Raw genomic sequence first — 23,312 nt, forward strand, 5'->3', positions numbered from 1 at the left:
ATTTTAGTCTTTTACTATAGATTTTTGGGCGTGATCTAAATCAATTACTGCCAATAAGTTTGTAAATCTTTTCCCGAAAACCGACAGGGTATCGTCTCTTTCGTTTTCTCCTAAATTGTCCCTTATGGTTTCCTGGACAGCACCAAATTTATTTGTCGAAGAAGTGATAATAAAATTGCCATTTAGTAATGCTCCTGCAACGGTATTTCTTGTAATGTCGATGCTTAAATTAAGTTTTTTTAGATAGGTTAAAAAACCTTTCCATTTTATGATGGCATATGCAAAACAAATAGGGTAGATACCTAAAGAACAAATCAATGCAAATAAAAAGAGGGTCCATTCGGTATAATGTTTTTTCGAAATCAATAGGGTTGGAAGTAATAAAGCAGCTAATGGGATCATTGTCAATATTGTAATTAAAAGCCACAGCAAAGCCGAAGCTGTAAAAATAAATTTCACAATTTTCATTTATAGTTTTTAAGTTTAAGTGATTTTAGGTAAAGAAATCTTTTGGGGTAATTAAACCCCAAAAGATGACCAAATAGTTATTTAATTTTTTATGGTTGTGGATCGTGTGGATCTTCTGGTTTATTGTTATGAGCAACAATTCCGGAAATAATATAATTATCTACATTTTCAACATCTAGTATCGCTACTTCCAAAGGTTCTTCTTTAAATAGAATCGATTCAATAGCCTTTGTTTTTCCTGTTTTGTCAATTAATAACATGCTTGGTAAAACATTTTTCACACATAGCCATTGTACGTTTTCGCCATCTTCAGTAACCAATAGTGGATGTTGTCCGGTAACTTTGATCGTTGTGTCGGCCGTTTTAATTTCGTAGTAATTTGGCTGGACACTTGTGATTTTGTTTACAACAGTTACGTCAGTTTTAATAGCTTCATCTAATTTTCCATTCCATAAGAAATAATCTCCAGCTGATTCATCAATTTCATTAGGGAAAGAAAAGCCTTGGAGTTTATCTCCCACTACAATATTCTTCAATTTTTTTGATTGTCCTGATGCCATTGTTACCAAAGATTCTACATCGAAACATGATCCGCCTCCGCCTTCTGATTCTATAATTGCACTCGCTTCATTGCTATAAATAGAGTATTTATCCTTAGCATCTTTAGCTTTTACTGCAAAATAATAAAGTGTATTAGTAGTACCGGTGACAGTGCATGAAAATACATTAGGGGCAGTGTTAAGTAATAATGAATAACTTCCACCAAATGTTTTTCTGTACACATAGTAACCGACAACGCCTACATCATCTGTTGAACCCGACCATTCTATCGTTATCTGATTTGGTCCGATTGGGTAAGCGGTTACGTTTCCTGGTGCAGTTGGCGCCATTGAATCCGTTATTAGTGTTGTTACATCGACTACATTACTCTGCCCTGATAAGTTTACTGCTGCATCTTGTGCTTTCACATAGAAATTATAAGGTGTATTAGGAGATAATCCAGTAACAGTATAAGAGAGAACGTTACCCGTTACAATTGGCGAAATACCGTTTCCATATATAATATAATTTGTAACACCATATTCATCATTTGATGCTGCCCAACTTAAAGTAACACTTGTATCACGAATATTTGAAACTTGTAAATTTGTTGGGTTTGTTGGTGCGGTAACATCTTTGGGACGTCCTGTATATTCGATGAATTGAACTACTCTGTAAGGATTTAGTATTAAAAAAGATTTTCCTCCTCCTGCACTTTCGGTATTTCCATCTTGAAAATTTCCCGCAGCTTCACCACCAGAACCATCATTAGAACCACTTTGTACATATGCTCTAAATCCGTGTGTATGTGATGGAATTTCACTAATATCTAATTTTTTGCCTACTCGTCCTGAACTATATCCTAATGTATCAAAAGGAAATACTGCAGAGCCAAAGTTATCTCTATAATAACTGATGCCATTACCTCCGTCTCCGTCTAGTTCATCACCTCTTTCTTCAGGAGTTGGATTATAAAGTCCGACTGGCATTTTTCCTCTTAAAGGCACATATTCTTCCCAGCCTTCAGGAAATGGAGCTGGTTTTCCCCAGATAGCAACCATTCCAAGAGGTACAGCTGTTGCAGGTTTTTCTTCTAAATCAGTAATTCGCTTAAGTAATGATTTGAGTAGGTTGTTGCTTTTACTAACTTGATTTACATTGTCTATCATTAATAAAGAATTGTCAGAACTCTTAGCAACTGTAAAATCTTCTAAACTCGTATTTACATTCTTTAAGTATATTTTTCCTCCAATATTTGTATTTTCCCAATCTGGACCTTCATTTAGGGTAAGATTTGTTGTCGACGAAGTGCTGTTATCAACTAAAGCTCTTCCCAGATAATCATTTCCATGCAATTTTCCTCTTCCGTCACTATGACCTAATTTAAAATCTCGGGCTCTTACATTTGCTTCTAAAGTTTGGTTTGTGTCTAATTTTGATAATTGATGCGTTCCCAAATCTAAATCTCCCTGCATCGCTTTTGAGCCGTTAAGCGGAAGATAAGATTGGTTAATTAGATTGATGTCTGCTTCAATTACATTGATGTTTGTTTCAATTGCATTAATATTTCCTTCAATAACGTTAATATTAGCTTCAATTGCATTAATATTAGATTGAATTGTTTGCAGAATTGTATCGATTGTTTTGATATCTGTAACAACCTCAAGATCATTTACATTATAATAACGAACTGTTTGCACGTCACCATTTTCAGAAACAACAACAGTATCAGGATATTTTGCAGGGCTGTATTCTGCCTCATAATCATAATAAGCAGTTTCAGATGCTCCGGTTCCGTAGATTAAATTTTTATCTGTTCTGGTGGTTTTTAGATAATTGGTTTGAGATCCGCTATTAATTGGATATAAAATTCCAACTTGATTTTCTGGGTTTACCGGATCTTCCTGACGAATAACTGCCCAGCCTCTTTGCCCGTTTTTTGCATGAGCCAGAATGTAATCGGTATCGGTATCGATGCTTAAATGCCTTTTTAAAGCTTCATATAATTCAGACCTGTAGGCTGTTTGAAGTCTTTCTAAAGTTTCTTGCTCAAGAGGAAATCCTCCTGCATGATTAAAATTTACTTGTTTCATTTTTATTGATTTAAATGTCTGTTGTTTTTGATACTTATTTTTCTAAAATTTCTGGTGAATAAGAATAGCTTTCATAACTTTTACCAGCTAGTTTATAGAAGTTAAGGAGGTTGTGGAATTCAACGTTCGCTACTCTTATTGCCGCTGTTTTTGATTCGATTCCATCTTTATTTGGCTGGATCGTTATAGTTCCGTTTGTTATTAAATTTTCAGGTATAAATACTCTAAAATTAGCATAGGCCAGGCTAGTGTAATCTTTCCGATGTGCCAGATAAACAGGCTTATTATCTTTGTTTTTATATTCTTCATTCTTAAATATCTTCAACAATGGAATCATTAATGTTCCGTCCGGTTCGTAATATTCTTTATGGAGATATACATACTGCAAAGTAGGTTTGACCGATTCGTCGATATAAATTAACTCGTCTGATCGTTTTTGCTCCGTACTTGCATTAGGATTGTAATTTTTGGTTGGATTAAAGGTTTCGTTCAATACTTTTTCCAGATAAATTACCTGGCCAGTATGTTGCATTTTATAAAGCGTTTCTTCATAAATAGAACGAATAGGGGCGAGTAAAACATTAAGCCATTGCGCATGTGTTTTTTTTCTAAGAATAGGAGGAATGAGCCATAATAATAGCTTTTCCCATTTTAAAATTGTGTATTTATTCATTGTTTAAGTATTAGACTATTGTTTATCTCGGTAAAATGTGTACGGAATGTAGTTTACTTCAACCTCAAGAGTATCCAAATCAAAATAACCTGCTTTTGGAATGAAATATTCTATTTTGGTCACATCGGTTGGTGAAGTATTTGGCTCGTCATTTGGATTTGTTGCGACTGCAGTTTGAACCTTTGTTAAAATCGGAATTTTAACTCCTTGTGCTTTCTGAATGGCATCAACTAAATATGTTTTGACAAAAGCACCATTAAATTCGATATTTTTTAAATGATCTTTAAGAGCATCAATTACTGGATAAACCTGATTATTTGAGATTAATGAACCATTTAACGGATCTAATTCGTAATTGTCCATTGGAACTATAACATCCTGATCTGAGTTGCTGTTTGAAATTTTTGTTTGATAGTATTCAATGTCTTTTGGATTGATATAAATACTCAAAGGATCGATATAAACATTCAGACTAAGTTTCAGAATATCTCCCTGATCAGAGCTTATATAGACCTGATTTCCTGCATCTTTAATTTTGGCGATATACTCCTTAAAAGCATAAAGCTCATTTGGTACATCAATTCTCGAAATTTTATCCTCTTTTACTGTGGCAACTTTGATAAAAACAACTCCAACTTTATTATGGAAATAGTCAGAAAAAATTTCTTCAATTTTTGCGCCTGGTTTGAGAATTGTTTCTAAATCAATTTCGCTTACAGCACAATGTTTTATTATTTTAGATTCTTCAATTTCTGATTCTGTAAGACCTGTCGTGTCAAATTGATACGAACCATCTTGCCAGATTAGTGACATTCCGTTACTCGAGTCTGGCTCTAATGTAACACCGTAATGAAAATTTAAAGCCTGATCTCTATACCAGTTTAAAGTGTGAGGTCTTGAAACCAGGGCTTTTTTTTCTACTATTTTTTCGTGTACCCAAATTGCGGTAGCCACAATGTTGATCCAAAGCCTCCAAATACTTGTCTTTGAGGAGCTTGTTAAGCCGTTTAGAGAAGGCTGTTTTCCCTTCTCAATCAGAATTTCATTCTGTATTTCAGCAATTGTACGTGCCATATTTTATTTTTTAGATATAGTTTAGCCTGTAAGACATGTGTAATGTGCTTATAGATAATTGTTTATGTTTTTTGTGAATACTACGGAGATGTAGTTTTCTTTTAGAGATTTCTAAAAGTTGAGATTATTTTTTTGGTAATTGATTAGTAAATGATAAAGTCATCTTCAATAATCATATAATCAATTCCGGAAAAGTTATCCAGTAAAAATTCTTCCTCTTCAGTAAGTGAAGTTGCGGGTTTTAGATTTCTGGAATTGTAATATTCTACAATATCCTTTTTAAAGGCTTCTCTGCCTATTTTTAAATCTTCATAAACAGAAATGTTTTCTGTAATGTTAAATTGATCATTGTCTTCCAAAAGGTCGAACACTTTTTCTATACTTCCGTATTCTTGCAAGGAAATGTCGAAAATGTTTTGATTTTCATGTGGTTTAATAGTTCCCATCGATTTTAATGTTTTGTAGATCGTTAACATCTAATGTTTTCACATAAAAGTTGTCATACGATAATTGTTTGTCTATTTCGTTTTCTAGTCTTAGCCTGGAGGTTGCGTCCGGGCTGTTAATGTATTTTTTAATTCCTACTCCAAGAATAGGAAACTCTTTGTAGCTTCCTTTTTGGCTTAATAAAAGATGTTCAATGTTTTGCTGATCGGCATCTTTAATGGCGAAATCACCCTTTAAATCACCTTCGAAATCACCTTGTATTATTAACAAATCTTCTTCTATGATAAAGTCTTTCATCTGTGCTTTTTGTTGTTTTATGGGTTAATATCTTCTTTTGAATCTGCGCGCCATATCCAAAGAATGATGTTTTATTTGATACTGTAAAAATAAGCTATGCTTTCTCCTTAACCAAGATTTTAAGGGGTAGTAATCAGTAGTTTCAGTAAGTTTGATTTGGGTTTAATTTACTGATAATCAGTGTTTTTTTATTGATTTTGGTTGTTTGAAATAGGAATTTTAAATAATCGGAATAACCAGCTCGATAATAACCCTGAAAATTGTTTTTACAATGTTATTTTTAAGTGTATTCAATCTAATTTTTGATATTCCTGTAGTTTGTAATGCTTGTAAAGCGACCAAATCAAGCTGACTTTTTAAGAGCCATTCTAATTCTTCTTCAGTTAAGGCAGAAGTAGAGAAGAGCACAATCCAACGTTCTAATTTTTCCCTGGATGTTTCTAAAAATGCATTTAGGTCTTTTTCTAATTCAGGTTTGATGTCTTTATAACTGTTGGTTATAATAGTTTTTAATCTGCTTTTTAATTCTTTTAATACTATATCGTTGTCCATAGTTTTATTTGTTACCGTTGATTAAATCTAAAAGTGCATCTTTTGATTCTTTGTCTTTCATACTTTCATATTGAATAAGTAAATCCAAAGCATCCATAACCTGTTTTTTGGATTCGGCTACAAAAACCGGAGATAAAGTTCCTTTCGTTTCCCAACGTTTAAAAAATCCTGACAATAAGTTTTTTTCTTTATCGGTTAGAATTTTCCACATCGCAAAAGTGATTTCGTTATTGGGCTTGTTTTTTTCATATTCGACCAATTTTTCAATATTAAGCAACAGAGATTCAGCCTCTTTTTTATTAGAAGCATAAGGCGTTACTGCTTTATCCATCAATTTGGCCGTTTCTATTTTTAATTCTGTTGTTTTTTGATAAGAATATTGATCAAACAAAGCTGTTCTGGTCGAAGTACAAGAGACAACTGCAAAAGAAATCGCAATTAAAAAGGGCGTAAGTTTTAATTTGAACTGTTTCATTTGTTTATTTATATAAGATTACATAATTTTTTTTGTCACGTTTTAACTTACTTAGTACTTTCCAGTCACTATATCCTTTTTTATCAAAATGTGGAAGGTCTTTAAAGGTTTTCCAGTCTCCGCCCCAGTTCCAGTTGTATTTGGCGAAAACTTTGACACATTCCTGCCAATCAGAAATTTGATCGTTATCCCAATCTTTTGCAGTATCCCAGGAAGCTGTTTTACCGTCTACAATTAGACAAATGTCTACAGCAAAACCGTAATTGTGAATGGATTGACCGCCTTTAGCATTTGTTACTTTTTTTCCGGGTTTGGTTCGGCCAAAAGCATAAAGATCTTCTTGTTCCTGAAAAGATCGAAGTCCTTGTGTAATGCGAACTTTCGCCCTTCCGTTTAAAGCGAGATCGCATTCTTCAATAATTTTGGCAACTTCTTCCCTGACCGAAGGATGAAGCAAATCAATGTGTTTTTTTGTTGTTTGATCCATATTTATATTTATTAATGATTTCAATTTTGAGAATAAAAAGCCTTTCCCGATTGTTAGGAAACAATCACGGTTTTAATTTATCGGTAAGATTATTTGTATTTTGAAATTTATTTAAGGATAAAATAATTGCTTAAATAAATGCTGAAATTTTCCTTTTTTAGGACGACAATTTGATGGTATAAGTGCTTTTAATTACAGTGTAAAAATACGCAGAAATAGCGTGTTTGTAAAATGATATGCCTTTGTAAATCAGTAGTTTCAGTAGGATGTTTTGTACTTTTTGCTGTTTTAATTTGTAGTTTGGGATTAGGGAAAATTATAAAAAAATACCCGTTTTTCTAAAGTTGAAAAACGGGCGTTCTATGTGTAAATTTTAAATAAACTTTTTATTCTTTATCAGCTCTTGGAAAATCATTAATATCTAAACCATCCATAGTGCTTTTGCCATTGATGATAATTTCACGACCACCATAATAATTTAAAAAACCTAAATCATTTGGTTCACCATAATCAGATTCAACCTCATAAAATGGTGTAATTTCCATTCCTACGATATTATTGTCTTCAAAAAAATGTTTAGATTTTTCAGAGATAAGAAAAGAAGGAGCCATATACACCCAATCTAATTCTAAGGTGAAATATTGTGATTGAAATCTTGAAAATAGTTCTTTTTCTCGTAAGTTAAATAATTCGTCGCTATCTTTTATTTCTCCTGTTTTAAAAAAAGTAAGCTCTTCAGTCTCTACATTCAATCCGTAAACATTTGATTTGTTAAAATCAACATATGGAATCATGAAAATATCTATTTGTAATATATAATAAGGTAAATCTTTTCCGGTATCAATATTTAATGTAATTGGATAGAATCTGTGTTTAGGTAAGTTTAATTTTTCTAGTAGTTCCTTTAATTTAGGAGATATTGTGTAAAAGCGCAAGGTTCTTGCCTGATTTGGTTTAAGAATTAGTGGGCCGTTATAAAAATCAATGGCTTCGTATAAAAAATCAGCAGTCATTTTTTTTTCATAAACATCTCTTTCTAATCGAAAGTGTAGTTTATTTATTGTAGCAGTAAAATCTTCATTGTCATTATAGTTATCTCCAGAAAAAGGCAAATTATCTGATGGATCAACAGATTGAGTTCTATACATATATGGATTAACCGGAGTGTCTAGTTTATATAAGTTCATTTTTTATAATTTTAAATGATTAATTTTTTTACTTTCTTCAATAACTTCAGTTATAATTTTTTCACGTGTTTTGCTTATATGATTTGATAATTTTTTATCAAATAAATTTTGATCGAAAAGGCCATATTCATCTAAACTTTCATCCTTGATGGCTAGTATCCTTTTTTTACTCAAATTATTGTATTTTTTATGACTGCTATGTCCACCCAATTCAGGAAAATCTGCGTCTAATTTATGTACAGGAATACCATTGTCGAGTCCATTAAAATCAAAATTTTCTTTGTTTCGGGAAACGAAGTTACGCAATTCTAGCATATCATCATCGAGCAATAAATCTTTTGGGATTATATGATGAGCTTCAAACTTTAAGGGAACCAATTTGCCATTGTGTTTCATAAAATAATTATTTTTAAAGAGATTTTCAAAATGCTCGTCTGATAAATTGGCTACATCTATTTTTATTCCTTTAGCATCCCGTAAATCTATTTTTAAAAAACGTTCCTTATAGGTCTGAATTACTTTTTTATTGAGTGCTTTTTGTAAAACTCCTTTATTCTTTATGACTCTGCCGCTAATGTTGTTATTTGCTAAATATTCCTGCACTACGTTTTGTGAAACCTCATCTCCTTTGTTTAAAAGTTTGGTTAGTTTTTCTCGTGCGGTGTTGTTGTCGACTTTAGCAATTCCTTCTTCTAATTTTTTTACAGTTTTAGATTTAAATTTTCGCTTTACAGAATCTGTTTTTTCTCCATCTTTTTTTTCTTTACTTGAAAAATTACTATCTACTGTTTTAGTGGGACTAGCTGTAAGTGTAATAGCATATATATTACCTCCCTTATGTGTGCTATCCCATTTAGGTTTTAATTTAGGATACAGTTTACCGGATAGCTTTAAGAAAGTCATTAATTGACTAATACTGTCTCCTCTTGCATCCATAATCTCTGCAGTGGTTCTAGCTTGAATCAGCAAAGCCGATCGCATCCAGTTTTTGCTATCATCCAGATCATGTATATAATCTCCTTTTTCAAAAAGTTTTTTTGGTAGTTTGGCTAGTAACTTCTCTTTTATTTCATGAGTAAATTTTTCTATTTTCATTAAAATTTTACCCAATTTCCCCAGTTTTGAGGCCAATTTTGCAAATGCTTCACCACCACCTGTAAATATTCCTACTATAACTTCCAGTAAAATTGTTCCCAGCAAAAGCCCTATTACTCTGCCTTTTTCATAAGAAGATGAAGAAAACCAATTGTCTATTACTTTTTTTACACTATCTCCTATACTGCCTAGAAATGAGTATAAAATATTCTTTAGCTCTGACCAACTTGAATTAGCTAATTTGATTATGGCTTGATACATTTCTTTCAATTTGTCAAGAAATTTGCCTGATAATAAATCTCTAATCGTATCTATTATACTTTCAATATATTCTATAATTCCTATCAAAGTATCATATATACCTCTTAGAATGCCTTCTATCACTCCTACAATTAATCCACCAACTCCAGCTAATATTTCAGCAATAACATCACCGGCTTTTATAGCGGTATTCATAAATTCGGAACGAGAACTTAAATTGCCTATTTGACGTTGTAATTGTATATATTGTTCGTTGGGAATACGTACAATATGATTGCTGGATAATTGCAATTGGCTGTAAGTTAGTCTCGCTTTATGAAAGTCAGGATCATGAGCCGCTTTAATTGCTAATTCAAACGATTTACCTGTTTTAAGAGTTTCTTCCTTCAAAACAATACCGTGATTGTGATTGCTTTTGGTATTAATTAAATAGAAAGCTTCTGCCAAAGTTCTTCGGTCATTTCCCGTTTCGACCTTATAATTTTTATAAAAAACATTGGCGATATTAGTTTCAAAATTATAATTTGGTTTTACATATAGAAAAGTACGAGTGTATTTGTCTAAATAATTGTTATGCGGAATTAAAATAATGTTATGTGTTTCAATATAACCGTACTTATGATCAGCAGTTTTGATTTTATACCATCCTTTGTTAGTCAAATCCTCATGCATTACTACGACTTCACTTACTACTTTGTAAACTTTTCCAAAAATGCCTTTTTTGCTTAAGTATGATGTATCATTTGGAAAAGGTGTTGCATGCAAGCGAATACCATTTTCGGCTATTACAAATCCTCTTTTGTTAATTTGTTTTACAACTGTTTTAGGCTGTATTATTTTTTTGAAAGAAGTTTTTTGATTTGTTCTGGTATTGATGCCTTTTTGATTTTTTCTTACTATTTCTTCTGAAATCGGTTTTTGCTCGTTTGTACTGTCATATCCTAAAGCAATGAATTTCTCCATTTCTCCAATATTTTTATCATCTTCAATCTGCTGACGCCAAATGCTAAGCATAGTTTGCCTAAACCGGGCCATTTCAGAAGCACTGGTATCTTTTAGTTCTATATCATGGTTTTTAATAATCATTAGGATAGTGTTTTAAGGAGAACAGAAAAAGGTATTTGTGCTTTTACAATACCTCTACTTTAACTGGTTTAGGTTGAATGTGATCTGAGAATGCTGTGGTAATATTGAGACGCAAATCGTCTTCTTGTTCTATTTTGCCATCGCCGCCCAAATAACAATTTTTGAATAATACTTCAAGAGCCTTGAATTCATCCATTTTGGAAGCCTGTAATACTGCAGAACGAATACTGATATCCGGTTTTTTGAAATAAGCAAACAGGGTAGTTTCATCATCATCTGCAATGGTGAGTTTAACTACTTTTTTATGTTTGTATTTCCATTGGTTTAATTGTGCTTGTGTAATGTTTCCGTCAAGAACATCGGCAGTTTTTGAGATTGATTTTTCCATTTTAAACGCTGTTATTTGTTTTTATGATTGGGTAATTGATGTCTGATTTAGTGGTGTCTCTTTGTGAATTGAAATAGAATGGGAATGCATAATGAGAGACACAAGTATAAATGTCATTTCGGTTATAGTAACTGATTGACGTTTTTCTATTGTTTATAGAAATTGGATTGTTTAGGTAAGCGGATTTTTTAAAAAAGAAGAGGCTGCCTGAGTTATTTTTTTGAAGTTAATAAGCTCAAAGCAGCCTCTTGAAGTAATTCCCAGTTTAAAACGGACTAATAAAGAGCGTGTAGAATAGATTGCATGCAAAAATCATGTTTCGTTGAACTCCTTTTTTGCGTAACGCATTTGATATTGGTTTTCTCTTTTTAGTCGGTTTTAAAGACAGGGAAGGGGGGAATTATGGTTTTAGAAATATATCCGAAGGATTAGTTCCACTCAACGTGAGAACAGATCAAGTCAAAAGAAACTGCGATTTTAGTATCTCCCTGGCTAATTCCTCTGCTGTTTGAGTTGAACTCACAGTTTCTTACCGTGTGTGTAATTACTTCGTTGCTATCGTCTAAATAACTAACAATGATGCTAAACGGATTAATATCCTGTAATCTTTGTCCTTTTGGTAAAGCAGCTAAAATAGCTTCTACTTCATAGTTGTATAAAGTAATTGAAGCTTTTGCTTCGTATTTTCCTCTACCTCTGTGTACTGGCATGTCTCCGGCACCGTAATGGTTTTCTTTAGATACTGAGTCGCTATAGTTTACAGCCGTAATACCTGTAACGATGTTACCTGCAATACTTACTTCAATTGATGACCAGCTGTGTTGTTGTCCGTTAATTAATGGTAATTTATTCATATGTAGCTTTATTTGTTTTTTAATAATCCCGATAACGCTCAAGGGCTATAACCTTTATTCGTTTTGTGTTTAAAACAATTGAATTGAGGCGATATCATTTGTGAATTTTTATTGTTTTGTGAATTATAAATTATGCTTTGTCAATTCCGAAAGGATTTTTGAATCCTAAATCGACTTTAATTTTACGAGCAGTTCCAATTGGTGTAATTTCAGCTTTCACTTTTAATTCTGAAGTTGCCAAAATGTTTTGTTTTGGATCTACGTAAACATCGAAATCAGATACTTCCTGATTGGCTACCATTGCTTCTAAAGCACTTCTGCATAAACCTTCAAAACTTTTTGAAACAGATTGTGGTAATTTACCATCAATATCAACTAAAACCGGAGAAGCTAATTTTGGCAATAAAGCAGTACGCAATAAACGAGTTGCTTTGTTAATAGTACGGTTGTTTTCAACATATGCAAAATCAGATGTTCCTGTAGTACAAGTAGAGCTGTCGTTAAAATAAACGCCTGGTAAACCAGTGTGTGTTCTTGCAAAAATGTATCTTTTTTCGTTTAGGTCGCTTAATGTTCCAAGAGTTTTAAATTCTTCTCCGCCTACAAAACCTGCTTTTGCAAAACCTTCGCCAGTCAAATTGAATTTTTCGATCCAGGCAATATTTTCAGATACTTTTGCTTTTGAAATTGCGCCTAATGCTAATCCAACTGCTGCAGTGTTTGGATATTGAACAGCTTTTTCTACATCCATAGCGACAACTACTGATACGTTTTCTGCATTTAATCCGGCTAAAGAAGTAGCATCTTCAACATTAAAGCCTTTTCCTTCCAGAATAACTTCAAAAGGCATATAATCTGTATAAGCAAGAGCAGCTTGTGTTTGTGCTACTGCTACTGCCGCTTTTGTTTGTACAAATGTTGTTGCCCCGGAATAGATAATCGCCATTTGACGAATGTTTCCATTTGCTTTTTCCTGCATATCCATTGCTTTAGCTGCAACACCTTCATAAGAAGTAGCTGTTGTTCCCATGATGTACAGGTCGCCAGAAGGATTCATTCTGAAGAATTGCTGAATTTGGTAATAAGCTGATTGTCCCTCTACATCATAATCTGCTGTAATACCTAAAGCTTCTGCATCTTCTAATGAAGCTAAACGTTCTACTTTTTCTAAATCAAATTCTTGGGTTGATTCACCATCAAAAAGTAAACCTGAAACCATGTCCTGCTCTGGATTTCTTCTTCCTAATCCGCCAGATAGTTTGTTAATCACTACATCGTTTAATGTACTCATAATATAAAATGTTTAATTGTTTAAAAATTTGTTTTTGTTTTTTTGCTTAAAAAAGGGCAAAAGAAGGCCTGTAACAAGTTGTTAAGATTGTTATTTTTAGTGATTTATTATTTAAAATGGTATTCGTAATCGGGAATCCAAAAAAGTAGAATTTCTATTTTGGATGAGTTGTAAAAACTGATTTTTTAAAATTGGATTTTCCTCCTGGCCAAGAGATAAATTTGCTTTTGATATCGAGTACAAATTTAAGATTCAAGGTTGCTTTTTCCAATTTTTTTGATTGTCAAAACCAGTAGTTTCAGTCTTTTAAGCCCTGGCTTCTGTAGCGAGACCTTCATTTATAATAGTGTAAATAGTACGCTCTGTTAGGAACAAAGTATCTGAAAGTTCAGATACTACAACTTTCATTTGCTTAGCTTGATTTCTATTTAGATAATTAATAACGTAATCTCTTCTTTTGTCTAATAGTGTTCTGCTTCTTCTCATTTGTGGTATTTATAGTAGGGGTTAATTTAATTTGTTTTTGGTTTTTTAATAGTTTTAATATTGTGTCATTTAAATTACAGGTGATGGCAGTTTAAATGAAACTGTTATTATTAAGTAGTCAGATCTATATCTCCTTCAATTTGATTTGGGTTTATTCCGATGATTCCCGAAGTTAAATCGTATCCAAGCTCTTCCAGATCTTCATTACTTAGTCCGTTGTTAAAAAGAATATATTTCTTCTTTAAAATATTTTCAATTAATGTCGTTTTATAAGTGATCTCCCAGATGAAATAATCGTTTTTATTCCAATAAGTGTCCTCATTAGTGCATTGTTTTTCTCTTACTTTAAAAGTAGAATGGGTATCTATTAGAGCGTTACTATTGTTGTTCGATAATACAGCTTTGTCAATACGTTGCGCAATTTCAAAAGCATTTGCATAACTTGTTGAAGAAATTGTATCAACAGGTAATACGATATACAGGCAAAACGAAACATCGGCCTTATAATTTTTTTCTGAGGATGTCTCCCAGTTTATATTGTCATATTTAAACATTACTATTGGAGTTTCAATAGAAGTTTTAAAAACAGTATCACTATAAAGTTGAACTGTTGGCGCATTAGAAGTGAATTCTGTTTCGATGGCGCTTTTTTTCTCGGTATAAAAATCTTTTAGAATCATATGATGGGTTATTTTTTTACAAATATACAACATATGTTTTAATATATACAACATATTACACTTAAATTTGCAATAGTTTCAGTAATATGATTTATTTATTTTGATGTTATTCAAACAATTCGATAAGAAAGAAATTACAAAAATGCTGTAAATCAGTTGTTTTTTGAAAATAATTACGGAAAGACGTAATTATTTAGTATATTTATTTAATTTTGCAACATATAGTGGAATATTTTACGTTATATAACATATTACATAAAAAAAATAAACGCAATTACAACATGGAGATACATACTAAGATAAAACGTATTATAGATGAGATGAAGTTGAATAATAACTCATTTGCGAAATTAATAGGAGTAACCAGTACCACAATAGACAGTATTACTATTGGAAGATTACAAGCTGACGGAGATAGAAAAAGAACTAAACCTGGTTTTGATTTATTGCAAAGTATAATTACACATTGTAATGTAAATCCCGACTATTTTTTTGGAGACAGCGACGAAATTTTTACCAATAAAACAAATGCTGAAGTTGGTCTGAATCTGCCAAAGATTATCACGGTAAATGAAGATGGTGAAGAAAATATTAATTTTGTTGGAGTAAAAGCCCGAGCAGGTTACTTAGACGGTTATGCAGATCCGGAATATATGGAAACGCTTCCTTCTTTCAGTATGCCAATGTTAAAAAACGGAACGTACAGATGTTTTGAAATAAAAGGAAACTCTATGTCAACGACGATACATGACGGCGATTATCTTTTTGGAAAATATGTCGACAATTTTGATGATATTCTCGATGGTAGAATTTATGTTATCATCAGTAAAAATGATGGAGTAGTAGTAAAAAGGGTTTTGAACCGAATTAGAGAAAGCGGAAAACTAATTCTTAAATCAGACAACAGAGACGGAAATTACCCTATGTATTCTATTTATGCAGAGGATATTCTGGAGGTTTGGTACGCGAGTATGTATGCATCGAAACAAATGCCGGATCCCATCAATATTTATGAAAAATTACATGCCCTTGAAAGTAAATTCTTTGAAATGGAAGAGACTTTAAAGAAAAAAATGAATTAAGATTTATAAAAAGACAAGACTTCGATATTAATAAGATTGGAGTTTTTCAAATAAAAAAATCCCTCTTATTATAAAAGTAAGAGGGATTTTAAATTTAGTTTGAGTTTGTTAGGAGATTCCTCCGGTTCCAGTTCCGGTTTGTGCTGATGCAGAACCCGTTGTGGTTACTGTCGTAGTTACAAGGCCTGATTTGACAAATGTGTCAATAGCTTTTGCCAGGTCTTTTGCTGTTTGTTCTCTTGCATTTTTTGTTTGAGTTGCATTGTCAGTGCTGCTATTTGTTTCGACTTTTATTTTTGAACTATCGTCTAATACTTTCAAGATTGCTGCTTCTAATGCTGCTATTTGTAATCCCATTTTTAAGTTTTTAGTAAGTTATTTAAATTAGATTTTATTGTAAGTAGCGCTCCCACATTAGGACTAACTCCTTGTACAACAACAATTTTAGAGACTTCAGTTATGAAACTTTCTAATTCAGTTAGTAAATTTTTTTCGCCGGCATTAATTTTAAATTTATTATCCATTTCAAAAGTTAGTCCTCCTTTTTTGAATGAAGTTTTAGCATCTGAAATTATAGCTTCAAAACCATCTGTGATAGTTACTTTTGCTTCTTTATCTTTTAAGGTAAAAATAGTATTCCCTTCATTAATACTGATTTTTTGTTCATTGATGTTAAAACTGTTTTTAGAAATTTCTTTACCATTTTCATCATAAAAAGAGGTACTAATGTTTGGATCTGATGAATTTCCATTGAACTCTAATTGAGCAATGTTTTTATATTCAGGTGATGAGGTTGATGATGAATTAGTATCTTTTTTTTCTTTGAATAAAACTTGAAATTTATCTACATCAGTATCGATTTCCAGGTAATGATTTTGATCATTTTTGAAGCGGATAAAAGAACGTTCGATTTCTGAAAACTGCGAAATAAATGCTCTTGTTTCGACTCCGTCTATGATGGAGGCCAAAACCCAACTGTCTTTTTTAGGAATCGAAATAATTCCTTGCTCCAAATCCAGAATCGAGGCTTTCAATCTGACATTCTTAATAATCGCACCATCAGCCCGCATGACATTTACGGTATAAGCATCTTCCGGATTATGAAGTGATATTGCCTCTGTATTTATTTCGATAACTTTTGCCGCAAAAGTTTCAATAATTTGATTTCTACTGGCGACATCTTTTATTAAATCTGTTATATTTCCCATTTTTCTGTTTTTAGATTGCTTCTACTCTTCGTCCGATATAAATCCTTTGTCTGTAGCCGTTTTCGCCAAAACTTCGCTCAACTTTTTCCACCTGAAAAGTTCCGTTTTTTTCTTTATCCTTGGCATTTTCAAGAATTACCTGATCTGTAGGCCGAACAAATGGCTCGCCAAAAGTGAGAAATGAACCCTCAAATCCACTTGGTTTAGATTCCATTGCCCTTAAAGCTGCATATTGATATAATTCTGAAGATACTTGTGTCGTTTGTTTCTTGAAAGCTGCAGGATCTCTAGGTAATTCATCAGTATCATTATGCAATACATGGGTTTTCGTTAATTGTCCATTCGGATCACCTAACTCAACATAAATTGGAGTATTTGAATTCTTAAAATATTTTTCTACCCTGGTACGTGTATTTTTTGTCGATTCATTAACCACGATTAATTTATCTTCTATAATATTATAACGAAATCTGAAACGTACTTTTCCTGTAAAACGATCAGAAATTGATTGAGTAGCTTTGTTTAATTGAGAACTTAAAAGGCTAAGTCCCTGATTAATTAATTTTTTAACAAGTGCTCCTGCTAACGGACTTTTAATGAAATTTCGGTCTATAAAACCAGCTAATTCACTGGTAGTATGTTGTTGCGGATTATTTGTAATAGTTAGAACAGGACCTGTTTCTTCAGTTTTAAAATAAGTATAGATTCCTTTGTCTTTTAGCATCTCAAAAACTTGTGACAAACTTTGATTTCTGCTAATTATTACATTTCCCAGATTTTCATCAAGAGCATTTATTTTAAAAGGCAATTTCAACTCTTTGCTTCTTTTTTCAAAAAAAGTTTTAGGATTAAAATTTTCAATATTTGTGGTTGGGTTTGTTGCGACAATATTCAGAGAATCATTTGCATTTTGAACATCAGCATCTTTTACAGCCTTTACTTTTTTAAAGGCATACATCGCATCTTCGCAAGTTATAGTTGCTGTTATATCTGATTGAACTCCTGTTATATAGCCTCTAAAAGCAGGTTTATAATCGCCATCATATCCTAAGAATATTTCGATATAATCTTCAAGTTTAAAAAAATCATGAATTGTTTTTTCGTCACCACTTGCGTTTGTAAATAAGTTTTGGTCGAATCCTTTGGTATCCGTATATACTTTTTTGGGCATTACAATCGTGGCCGTATCCGTCAGGGATTTGTACGAACTATTTATGTCTACGTTTTTGACATAAGTAAATTCATAAAACTTAGGAGTGGGGATAAGTCTTACCGTTTCGTAAACTCTAATTTTAGCATTTAGTTTAAGCATTGTCTCTAATTATTAGTTCAACAGTTTCGTCAGATGTGGCACTGGCCGTAAATTTTTGAATATTTTTTGTTCCGGAAATAGAAGGAATCGAGTAAGAATCGATAACAAGTTCATAAATACCAAATCGATTCAAAATGGCATGTGTTACTCTTAGAGAATAAGGAGCATTTAAGAATTGTTTCAATAAAAAAAGCTTTTCTTTTGGATATTCATCTCCAGTTTCATTAGCAATTAAGCCTTCAATGGAAATACTAAAATCACCATTTGTAATGTGTTCTTTGATTGTCGAGTCTCGTCCTTCGATTCCTTCTTTTTTTATAATTTTTGAGCGATTTAGATTGACTGTAACAGCATCTATTCGTAAACTTGGCAGATTAAGATCACTTTTTACGAGCGGTTCAAAAACTAAAGGAGCGAAAACTCTCAGGTTAAATTCGCCTCCGGTTTTATCGATAATAAAATCTTTTGATTCTGATTCGTTATAATTAATACCACTATATTCGGTGTCTTTGGTATCTAAAATTTCGTTTACATTAAAATTGAATTTCATAATGATTTATATTTTTATTTTTAATTTGAAAATGTTTGTGCAAAGGCCGCCATAAGTGTATTTTCCATTCTTTTCTCATTGTGTTTTTGTAACCAGAGCGCTTCTTCAAGTAATTTATAAAACTCATCCATTGATAATTGATAAGGATCCACCTGAAAAGCATGTCTGATAAGCGCTGCCGATTTTTTGAATTCATCTTTTTGCGGAGTTGCATCAATGGTGAATTCACTGTCTTTTTTGATCAGGGCCACAATAGAATTTCCTGCAGAAAGCATAAATTCGTCATCGTAATTTTCCTGATCAAGCACACATTCCTTAAATAAAAACAAGATCGCTTCATGCGCATTGTCTTTATATAGATTTTGATAGTTTAAGAATGTAGTAAAGGATGGCTTTTTACAATAAGTAGTTGTTACCTGATCAGCTGAGGTCAGTTTTAATACCGTACCGTATTTTTCTTTTAGTTTTTGGAATGTTATTTCGTCTGGCATTTTTATGGTTTTAGGGATTTTATATTTTTTTATGAAGAAGAATTAAGTTGAATGATTTTCGAATATTAAATACCGCTGTCTCTGCTTTCTTTTTTAATGACTTCCGCAAGGTTCTCACTTTTTTCAGATACACTTAAAGGAGTGATAGTAAAGCTTTCGATAAAAATGCTTCCTTCTGATGCCTGCATTAAAGGATTTTTGAAATTACTCATGTCTGGTATTTTAGGCGTTTCTCCTAAATCTTTTGGTGTATAATCCATGATTAGTTTATTGTTTTAATTGTTAATATGATTATTTGAGTGATTGGTATAGTTGAGGTGTCTACTTTCTAAAATAGGTAGAAAATAGAAGCTGTTTTTGTGCCTCTCAGGCAAACTAATAGTTGAAATTAGAGTATGTAAAAATAGGGCAGAAGAGTGGGAAAAACGAAAAATTTGAGCTTCGTTTTCAGTAGTTTCAGTAGAAAATTGTTGTTTTTAAGGTGTTGGTTTTTAGTGTATTGTGTATTTTTTGTGACGATTTATTAGCGCTATTAATAATAAGAGAATTTGTAAGAATAAAAAGCCGCCATTATAAGATTTTTTTAGTCTTTTAATGGTGGCTTTGTATACTAAATCGCACCCAAAGACAAATTTAGAATTTGTTCTATTTTTGATATTAAGAGCTCTTTATATCGAGTTAAAATGTAATCATTAAAACTCCAGTTGATGTTCTATATAAATGATTATTTGGTAGCTCAATTTTAGCTGAAGTATTATTTTCAAATACTGGAACATTCTCAATTATTTTATTATTCCTAATCCATTTTTGCGAAATTTCTTCATCTACCTGAATCACTGTTCCTATCTCAGTTGTAGTAAGTAATTTGTTATATGGTTTTTCATATTTTTGGAGATAGGTATCTACAGCTATCCAGATAGTATCCTTTGTACTAACCAATTGAGTTAATATATTGCCAGATGCACTAATTAAATTTGTATAAGTATTAGTAGCTACATTCGCTTTTCTGAACATATTTCCTGCAAATGAATAAATGTTTCCATTAGAGTAGGTAGGGGGTATGTTATAACTTGTATTTAGAGCTTCTACAGTGGCAGTTCCTGCAGGATCTATTTTACAAGCCGTTAATCCAAAAGTACTTACGTAACGTACATAAGAATCAAGAGGTCCCTGATACACATTACCTGCAGTTGTTCCTATCCTTCCTGATACTCCAGACATTGTTGTTTTATATATAGGATTACTTCCATACTGAGTTGTGTAAATGTTGTCTGAAGAATCTATTGATAAGTAAGGTTTATATGAAGTACCTAAAGCTTTTATTGTAGTTTTAACTCCTGCAGGAGTAACTTTGTAAAGTGTTGCCGATGGTTGAGGAGAAGGATTAGCGAGCAAAACTAAATTACCTAAAGAATCAAATACAATGTTTTTGCAATTCGGAATTCCGGTAGCCAGAGTAGTTACACTACCACTAAGGGTAATTTTAGACACGGAACCATCTCCGGAATTAGCTGTATATAAAATATCATTAGATATAACCATTATCGATGGAGTTGCACCTGCAGTAGCCAATAAAGAAGAGTCGCCTTTATAGTTTATTTTATATATATCATTCCCAATTAGCGCATAAATATTTCCTTTAGAATCTTCAATAAGATTTTTAATAGTTCCTAAATTCCACTCAGCAGTTTTACTGTATAAGTTGTTTGATGAATTTTTAAGTGAATTCAAATTTAGACTACTGTTAACTTGTAATGGTGTATCCAGAGTCAATCTATCAGATTTATAGAAATCATCCATGACAATTTCTCCGGTATTTGTAGTTCTATTACCCCTGTTTTGTCTCTCAAGTATACTAATAGTTCCTGAGCCATAAAGTATATTAAACACTCCCTTTGGATTTAATGAAAAGACTCCTCCAGCTGCAGAAAAATTAAATATTACACTAGTGATACTTGAGGTTAAATCAAATTTACTTAAATCAGTACCATTGAATCGCGTAAAGTATAAGCTACCTTCAAATAGTTCTACCGAATTCATATCTTCCCCATTTCCGGCAATTGTACCTATTTGCGTTACCTGACCAGTATTTGATATTTTCCTAACAGCATAATCTGTATTATTTTGACTACTTGGATATATTTGGTTGATTATGTAAATTATTTCTTTATCAAGGAAAAAGTAAGGTAATCCATAAGATACATTTGAACCAAAAGCTGTATATAGAATTGTACCGTCAGGACTTATCTTGTAAAAAGAGGCATCACTATATCCAACATCGGTATATAAATTATCTGCGCTGTCAAATAAGAAATTGTTATTCATATATCGATTAAAAGCTTTTGGGAATGTAAAAAACAAACTGGCTTCTAATGACGTGTTAAGTTTGTATATCGAACTTCCAAAAGTTTGGCTTAAATATATATTATTAGCAGAATCTATTCCTAGCTTAGTAACCTGAGGAAGAATTGTTTTGTCGTATGCAGGAGCTGTTAATACTCCGCTAGCATCGATTTTATATAGATTAAAATCTAATGCTGTAAAGTAAATATTTCCTAAACTATCTGCACACCAGGTATTAATATAAGATTGAGCGGGAAAACCTATAATGGTCATTGTTTTATCAGGTGTAATCTTAACAATTTGCATAGTTGTATTATCTTGAAAATAAGCATTTCCTTTTTTATCAATGCCACATTTAGCACTAAGGGAAGTAAAGTATTTACTTAGATTTATCCTGGTTTCTACAAACTTATCAGAAGAGACCATGTTGGAGAATCTAAGCCCTGATTTTCCTGATGCTCCCTGAATTACTAATTCGTTGTTATTTGATATAGCATTACTATTAATAACGTTATTTTCGGCAGGATTAAATTTAGGTAAATAATTTGCAGTACCACTAATTGAGTTTCCTGTTGATATAGCTATATTCCCACTTGAATCAGGCGAGACCCCATTAACTGATAACGGTAAATATCGATTTGTATTTATATTTGGAAAAGTTAATTTAGAAGAAGAACCTCTATTAAATACAATTCCATCATACTCTAATCCAGTATAATGATTAGTTGATCCATCTATTAAACTATATCTAGTTGGAGATGTTTCAGTGCTTTTCGCTAAACCTCCATCAACTACTATAAGTTTATTAGTATCTGCAGAACCTGTTAAAGACAAAGTTTTCCCGTACGCATAATTCCCATTTTCAAGTACACTGTCTATATTTTGACTTGGGGAGGATGCAGGAATATCGTCTAAAGTAGCTATCTCATTTCCATTGTATTCAGCATAACCGTTTAAAGATATATTTCCTCCTGATCCCTCAATTGTAACACCTCCGGCTCCGCCATTTATAAGAACCTTTCTGCCTTCCCCCTTAATATTGAATGATTCATTTAACTCATCTGTAACTATAGTACCATTACCCATTGTACTAATTGAAAGTCCTTGTCCAGTTAAATTTAATCTCGCATCAGTGTATACTGATAAACCAGTCGATCTCGGGTCAGTTCCGTTTGGTACTAGGTAGATTATACTTGATGAACCTGACGCATCGTGTGTAGAATTGAGTAAAATGTTTTGATTATGAACTATTCCTTCTGATCCATTATCTAAAGTCTGTTGTAAATCCTGATTACCACCTTCAAACTCGCTTCTAGGAACAAACTTCACTTCATTATCCGAACCATAAACCAAAACATTGTCGGTTGATTCTCCTTCGTGTACAGTATTTAGCTGTAAAGGTTTGTTAATTTGATAGGTACCTTCCGATGATTGTGCTTGGTTAGGTTGTATTTCTATATTTTCTTTCATCTGTTTATTTTTTAAATTAAATTATAAATGGTTCTTGTGAAGTTATTTGGTGGAGACTTTCTTATGTCTGCAAAAGCTAAATTTGTGTTGATGCATTTATCAAATAAAACATTCAGGATTATCAGATACTTATGTTCTCTGACAATCTTGAATGTTTTTGTTTAAAAGAATAGGAAAGTCTCATGAATTTTTACAACTATCTCCGTTCTTGATTTGACTAGAATATGATTTTTAGTTTGCCACACCAGTTTTATTGCCATCTTTACCGGCAATTAAACCCAAAGCAATACAAACACTTGTAATTTGCCCGCCAACTTCGGCTGTGATATATCCTAAAGCAACACAAACAGCAACACTTCCAACAATAATTCCCGCCACTGTGGTTTTCCAATTTTTGATTATATTTTTCATTTTTATAAGTT

General features: G+C 32.3%; 25 protein-coding genes. 1 reads left to right on the forward strand and 24 read right to left on the reverse strand.

Annotated elements, in window-relative coordinates; all coding sequences use genetic code 11:
• Positions 1–3: 3 nt before the first annotated feature.
• The 16 genes from AC1RRN_RS05305 to AC1RRN_RS05380 form a co-directional block, all read right to left on the reverse strand.
• Positions 4–468: a hypothetical protein gene (locus tag AC1RRN_RS05305; protein ID WP_492966306.1), complete on the reverse strand. Its 465-nt coding sequence runs from the start codon at positions 466–468 to the stop codon at positions 4–6.
• Positions 469–557: 89 nt separating this feature from the next.
• Positions 558–3,101 (reverse strand): fibronectin type III domain-containing protein, encoded by a 2,544-nt coding sequence (locus AC1RRN_RS05310; protein WP_492966307.1) that lies wholly within the window; start codon positions 3,099–3,101, stop codon positions 558–560.
• Between the two features lie 34 nt (positions 3,102–3,135).
• A complete protein-coding gene (locus AC1RRN_RS05315) occupies positions 3,136–3,774 on the reverse strand; it encodes a hypothetical protein (RefSeq protein WP_492966308.1) in 639 nt (212 codons plus the stop codon).
• A 15-nt stretch (positions 3,775–3,789) separates the two neighbouring features.
• Positions 3,790–4,848 (reverse strand): hypothetical protein, encoded by a 1,059-nt coding sequence (locus AC1RRN_RS05320; protein ID WP_492966309.1) that lies wholly within the window; start codon positions 4,846–4,848, stop codon positions 3,790–3,792.
• A 143-nt stretch (positions 4,849–4,991) separates the two neighbouring features.
• Positions 4,992–5,294: a hypothetical protein gene (locus tag AC1RRN_RS05325; protein ID WP_492966310.1), complete on the reverse strand. Its 303-nt coding sequence runs from the start codon at positions 5,292–5,294 to the stop codon at positions 4,992–4,994.
• Positions 5,281–5,592 (reverse strand): hypothetical protein, encoded by a 312-nt coding sequence (locus AC1RRN_RS05330; protein ID WP_492966311.1) that lies wholly within the window; start codon positions 5,590–5,592, stop codon positions 5,281–5,283. Before AC1RRN_RS05330 ends, AC1RRN_RS05325 begins: the two co-directional genes overlap by 14 nt.
• A 219-nt stretch (positions 5,593–5,811) precedes the next feature.
• A complete protein-coding gene (locus AC1RRN_RS05335; protein WP_492966312.1) occupies positions 5,812–6,144 on the reverse strand; it encodes a hypothetical protein in 333 nt (110 codons plus the stop codon).
• 4 nt (positions 6,145–6,148) lie between these two features.
• Complete coding sequence (locus tag AC1RRN_RS05340) at positions 6,149–6,619, reverse strand: hypothetical protein (RefSeq protein ID WP_492966313.1); 471 nt, start codon at positions 6,617–6,619, stop codon at positions 6,149–6,151.
• 4 nt (positions 6,620–6,623) lie between these two features.
• A complete protein-coding gene (locus tag AC1RRN_RS05345; protein ID WP_492966314.1) occupies positions 6,624–7,106 on the reverse strand; it encodes a M15 family metallopeptidase in 483 nt (160 codons plus the stop codon).
• Between the two features lie 386 nt (positions 7,107–7,492).
• Positions 7,493–8,293, reverse strand: coding sequence for a hypothetical protein (locus AC1RRN_RS05350; protein WP_492966315.1), 801 nt, complete (start codon positions 8,291–8,293; stop codon positions 7,493–7,495).
• A gap of 3 nt (positions 8,294–8,296) precedes the next feature.
• Complete coding sequence (locus AC1RRN_RS05355) at positions 8,297–10,735, reverse strand: AHH domain-containing protein (protein WP_492966316.1); 2,439 nt, start codon at positions 10,733–10,735, stop codon at positions 8,297–8,299.
• Positions 10,736–10,778: 43 nt separating this feature from the next.
• Positions 10,779–11,123 (reverse strand): hypothetical protein, encoded by a 345-nt coding sequence (locus AC1RRN_RS05360; protein WP_492966317.1) that lies wholly within the window; start codon positions 11,121–11,123, stop codon positions 10,779–10,781.
• A 428-nt stretch (positions 11,124–11,551) separates the two neighbouring features.
• Positions 11,552–11,977 carry a hypothetical protein gene (locus tag AC1RRN_RS05365; RefSeq protein WP_035684757.1) on the reverse strand — a complete coding sequence of 142 codons (426 nt, stop codon included), beginning with the start codon at positions 11,975–11,977 and terminating at the stop codon, positions 11,552–11,554.
• A 130-nt stretch (positions 11,978–12,107) separates the two neighbouring features.
• Positions 12,108–13,268 (reverse strand): DUF2586 domain-containing protein, encoded by a 1,161-nt coding sequence (locus AC1RRN_RS05370; protein ID WP_492966318.1) that lies wholly within the window; start codon positions 13,266–13,268, stop codon positions 12,108–12,110.
• A 306-nt stretch (positions 13,269–13,574) separates the two neighbouring features.
• Entirely contained in the window at positions 13,575–13,754 is a 180-nt protein-coding gene (locus AC1RRN_RS05375) for a hypothetical protein (protein WP_134151036.1), read from the reverse strand.
• A gap of 110 nt (positions 13,755–13,864) precedes the next feature.
• Positions 13,865–14,434, reverse strand: a complete 570-nt coding sequence (locus AC1RRN_RS05380; protein WP_492966319.1) for a hypothetical protein — start codon at positions 14,432–14,434, stop codon at positions 13,865–13,867.
• 281 nt (positions 14,435–14,715) lie between these two features.
• On the opposite strand from AC1RRN_RS05380, the gene AC1RRN_RS05385 reads away from it, so the two are divergent.
• A complete protein-coding gene (locus AC1RRN_RS05385) occupies positions 14,716–15,516 on the forward strand; it encodes an XRE family transcriptional regulator (protein WP_492966320.1) in 801 nt (266 codons plus the stop codon).
• Positions 15,517–15,624: 108 nt separating this feature from the next.
• On the opposite strand, the gene AC1RRN_RS05390 is transcribed toward AC1RRN_RS05385, so the two are convergent.
• From AC1RRN_RS05390 to AC1RRN_RS05425, 8 genes are all read right to left on the reverse strand, one after another.
• The gene (locus tag AC1RRN_RS05390) at positions 15,625–15,873 is read right to left on the reverse strand and encodes a hypothetical protein (RefSeq protein WP_492966321.1); all 249 of its coding nucleotides are present in this window, start codon (positions 15,871–15,873) and stop codon (positions 15,625–15,627) included.
• A 2-nt stretch (positions 15,874–15,875) separates the two neighbouring features.
• On the reverse strand, positions 15,876–16,724 hold the full coding sequence (locus AC1RRN_RS05395) for a hypothetical protein (RefSeq protein WP_492966322.1): 849 nt from the start codon (positions 16,722–16,724) through the stop codon (positions 15,876–15,878).
• Positions 16,725–16,734: 10 nt separating this feature from the next.
• Positions 16,735–18,036: a hypothetical protein gene (locus AC1RRN_RS05400; protein WP_492966323.1), complete on the reverse strand. Its 1,302-nt coding sequence runs from the start codon at positions 18,034–18,036 to the stop codon at positions 16,735–16,737.
• Positions 18,029–18,586, reverse strand: a complete 558-nt coding sequence (locus AC1RRN_RS05405) for a DUF6046 domain-containing protein (RefSeq protein ID WP_492966324.1) — start codon at positions 18,584–18,586, stop codon at positions 18,029–18,031. Before AC1RRN_RS05405 ends, AC1RRN_RS05400 begins: the two co-directional genes overlap by 8 nt.
• Positions 18,587–18,606: 20 nt before the next feature.
• Positions 18,607–19,077 carry a hypothetical protein gene (locus AC1RRN_RS05410; RefSeq protein ID WP_492966325.1) on the reverse strand — a complete coding sequence of 157 codons (471 nt, stop codon included), beginning with the start codon at positions 19,075–19,077 and terminating at the stop codon, positions 18,607–18,609.
• 65 nt (positions 19,078–19,142) lie between these two features.
• A complete protein-coding gene (locus AC1RRN_RS05415; RefSeq protein WP_492966326.1) occupies positions 19,143–19,337 on the reverse strand; it encodes a hypothetical protein in 195 nt (64 codons plus the stop codon).
• Between the two features lie 418 nt (positions 19,338–19,755).
• Positions 19,756–22,890, reverse strand: coding sequence for a hypothetical protein (locus AC1RRN_RS05420; RefSeq protein ID WP_492966327.1), 3,135 nt, complete (start codon positions 22,888–22,890; stop codon positions 19,756–19,758).
• Between the two features lie 231 nt (positions 22,891–23,121).
• Positions 23,122–23,301, reverse strand: coding sequence for a hypothetical protein (locus AC1RRN_RS05425; protein ID WP_492966328.1), 180 nt, complete (start codon positions 23,299–23,301; stop codon positions 23,122–23,124).
• Positions 23,302–23,312 lie beyond the last annotated feature (11 nt).

It is taken from the genome of Flavobacterium sp. GW821-FHT11G01 (genome assembly GCF_058808175.1).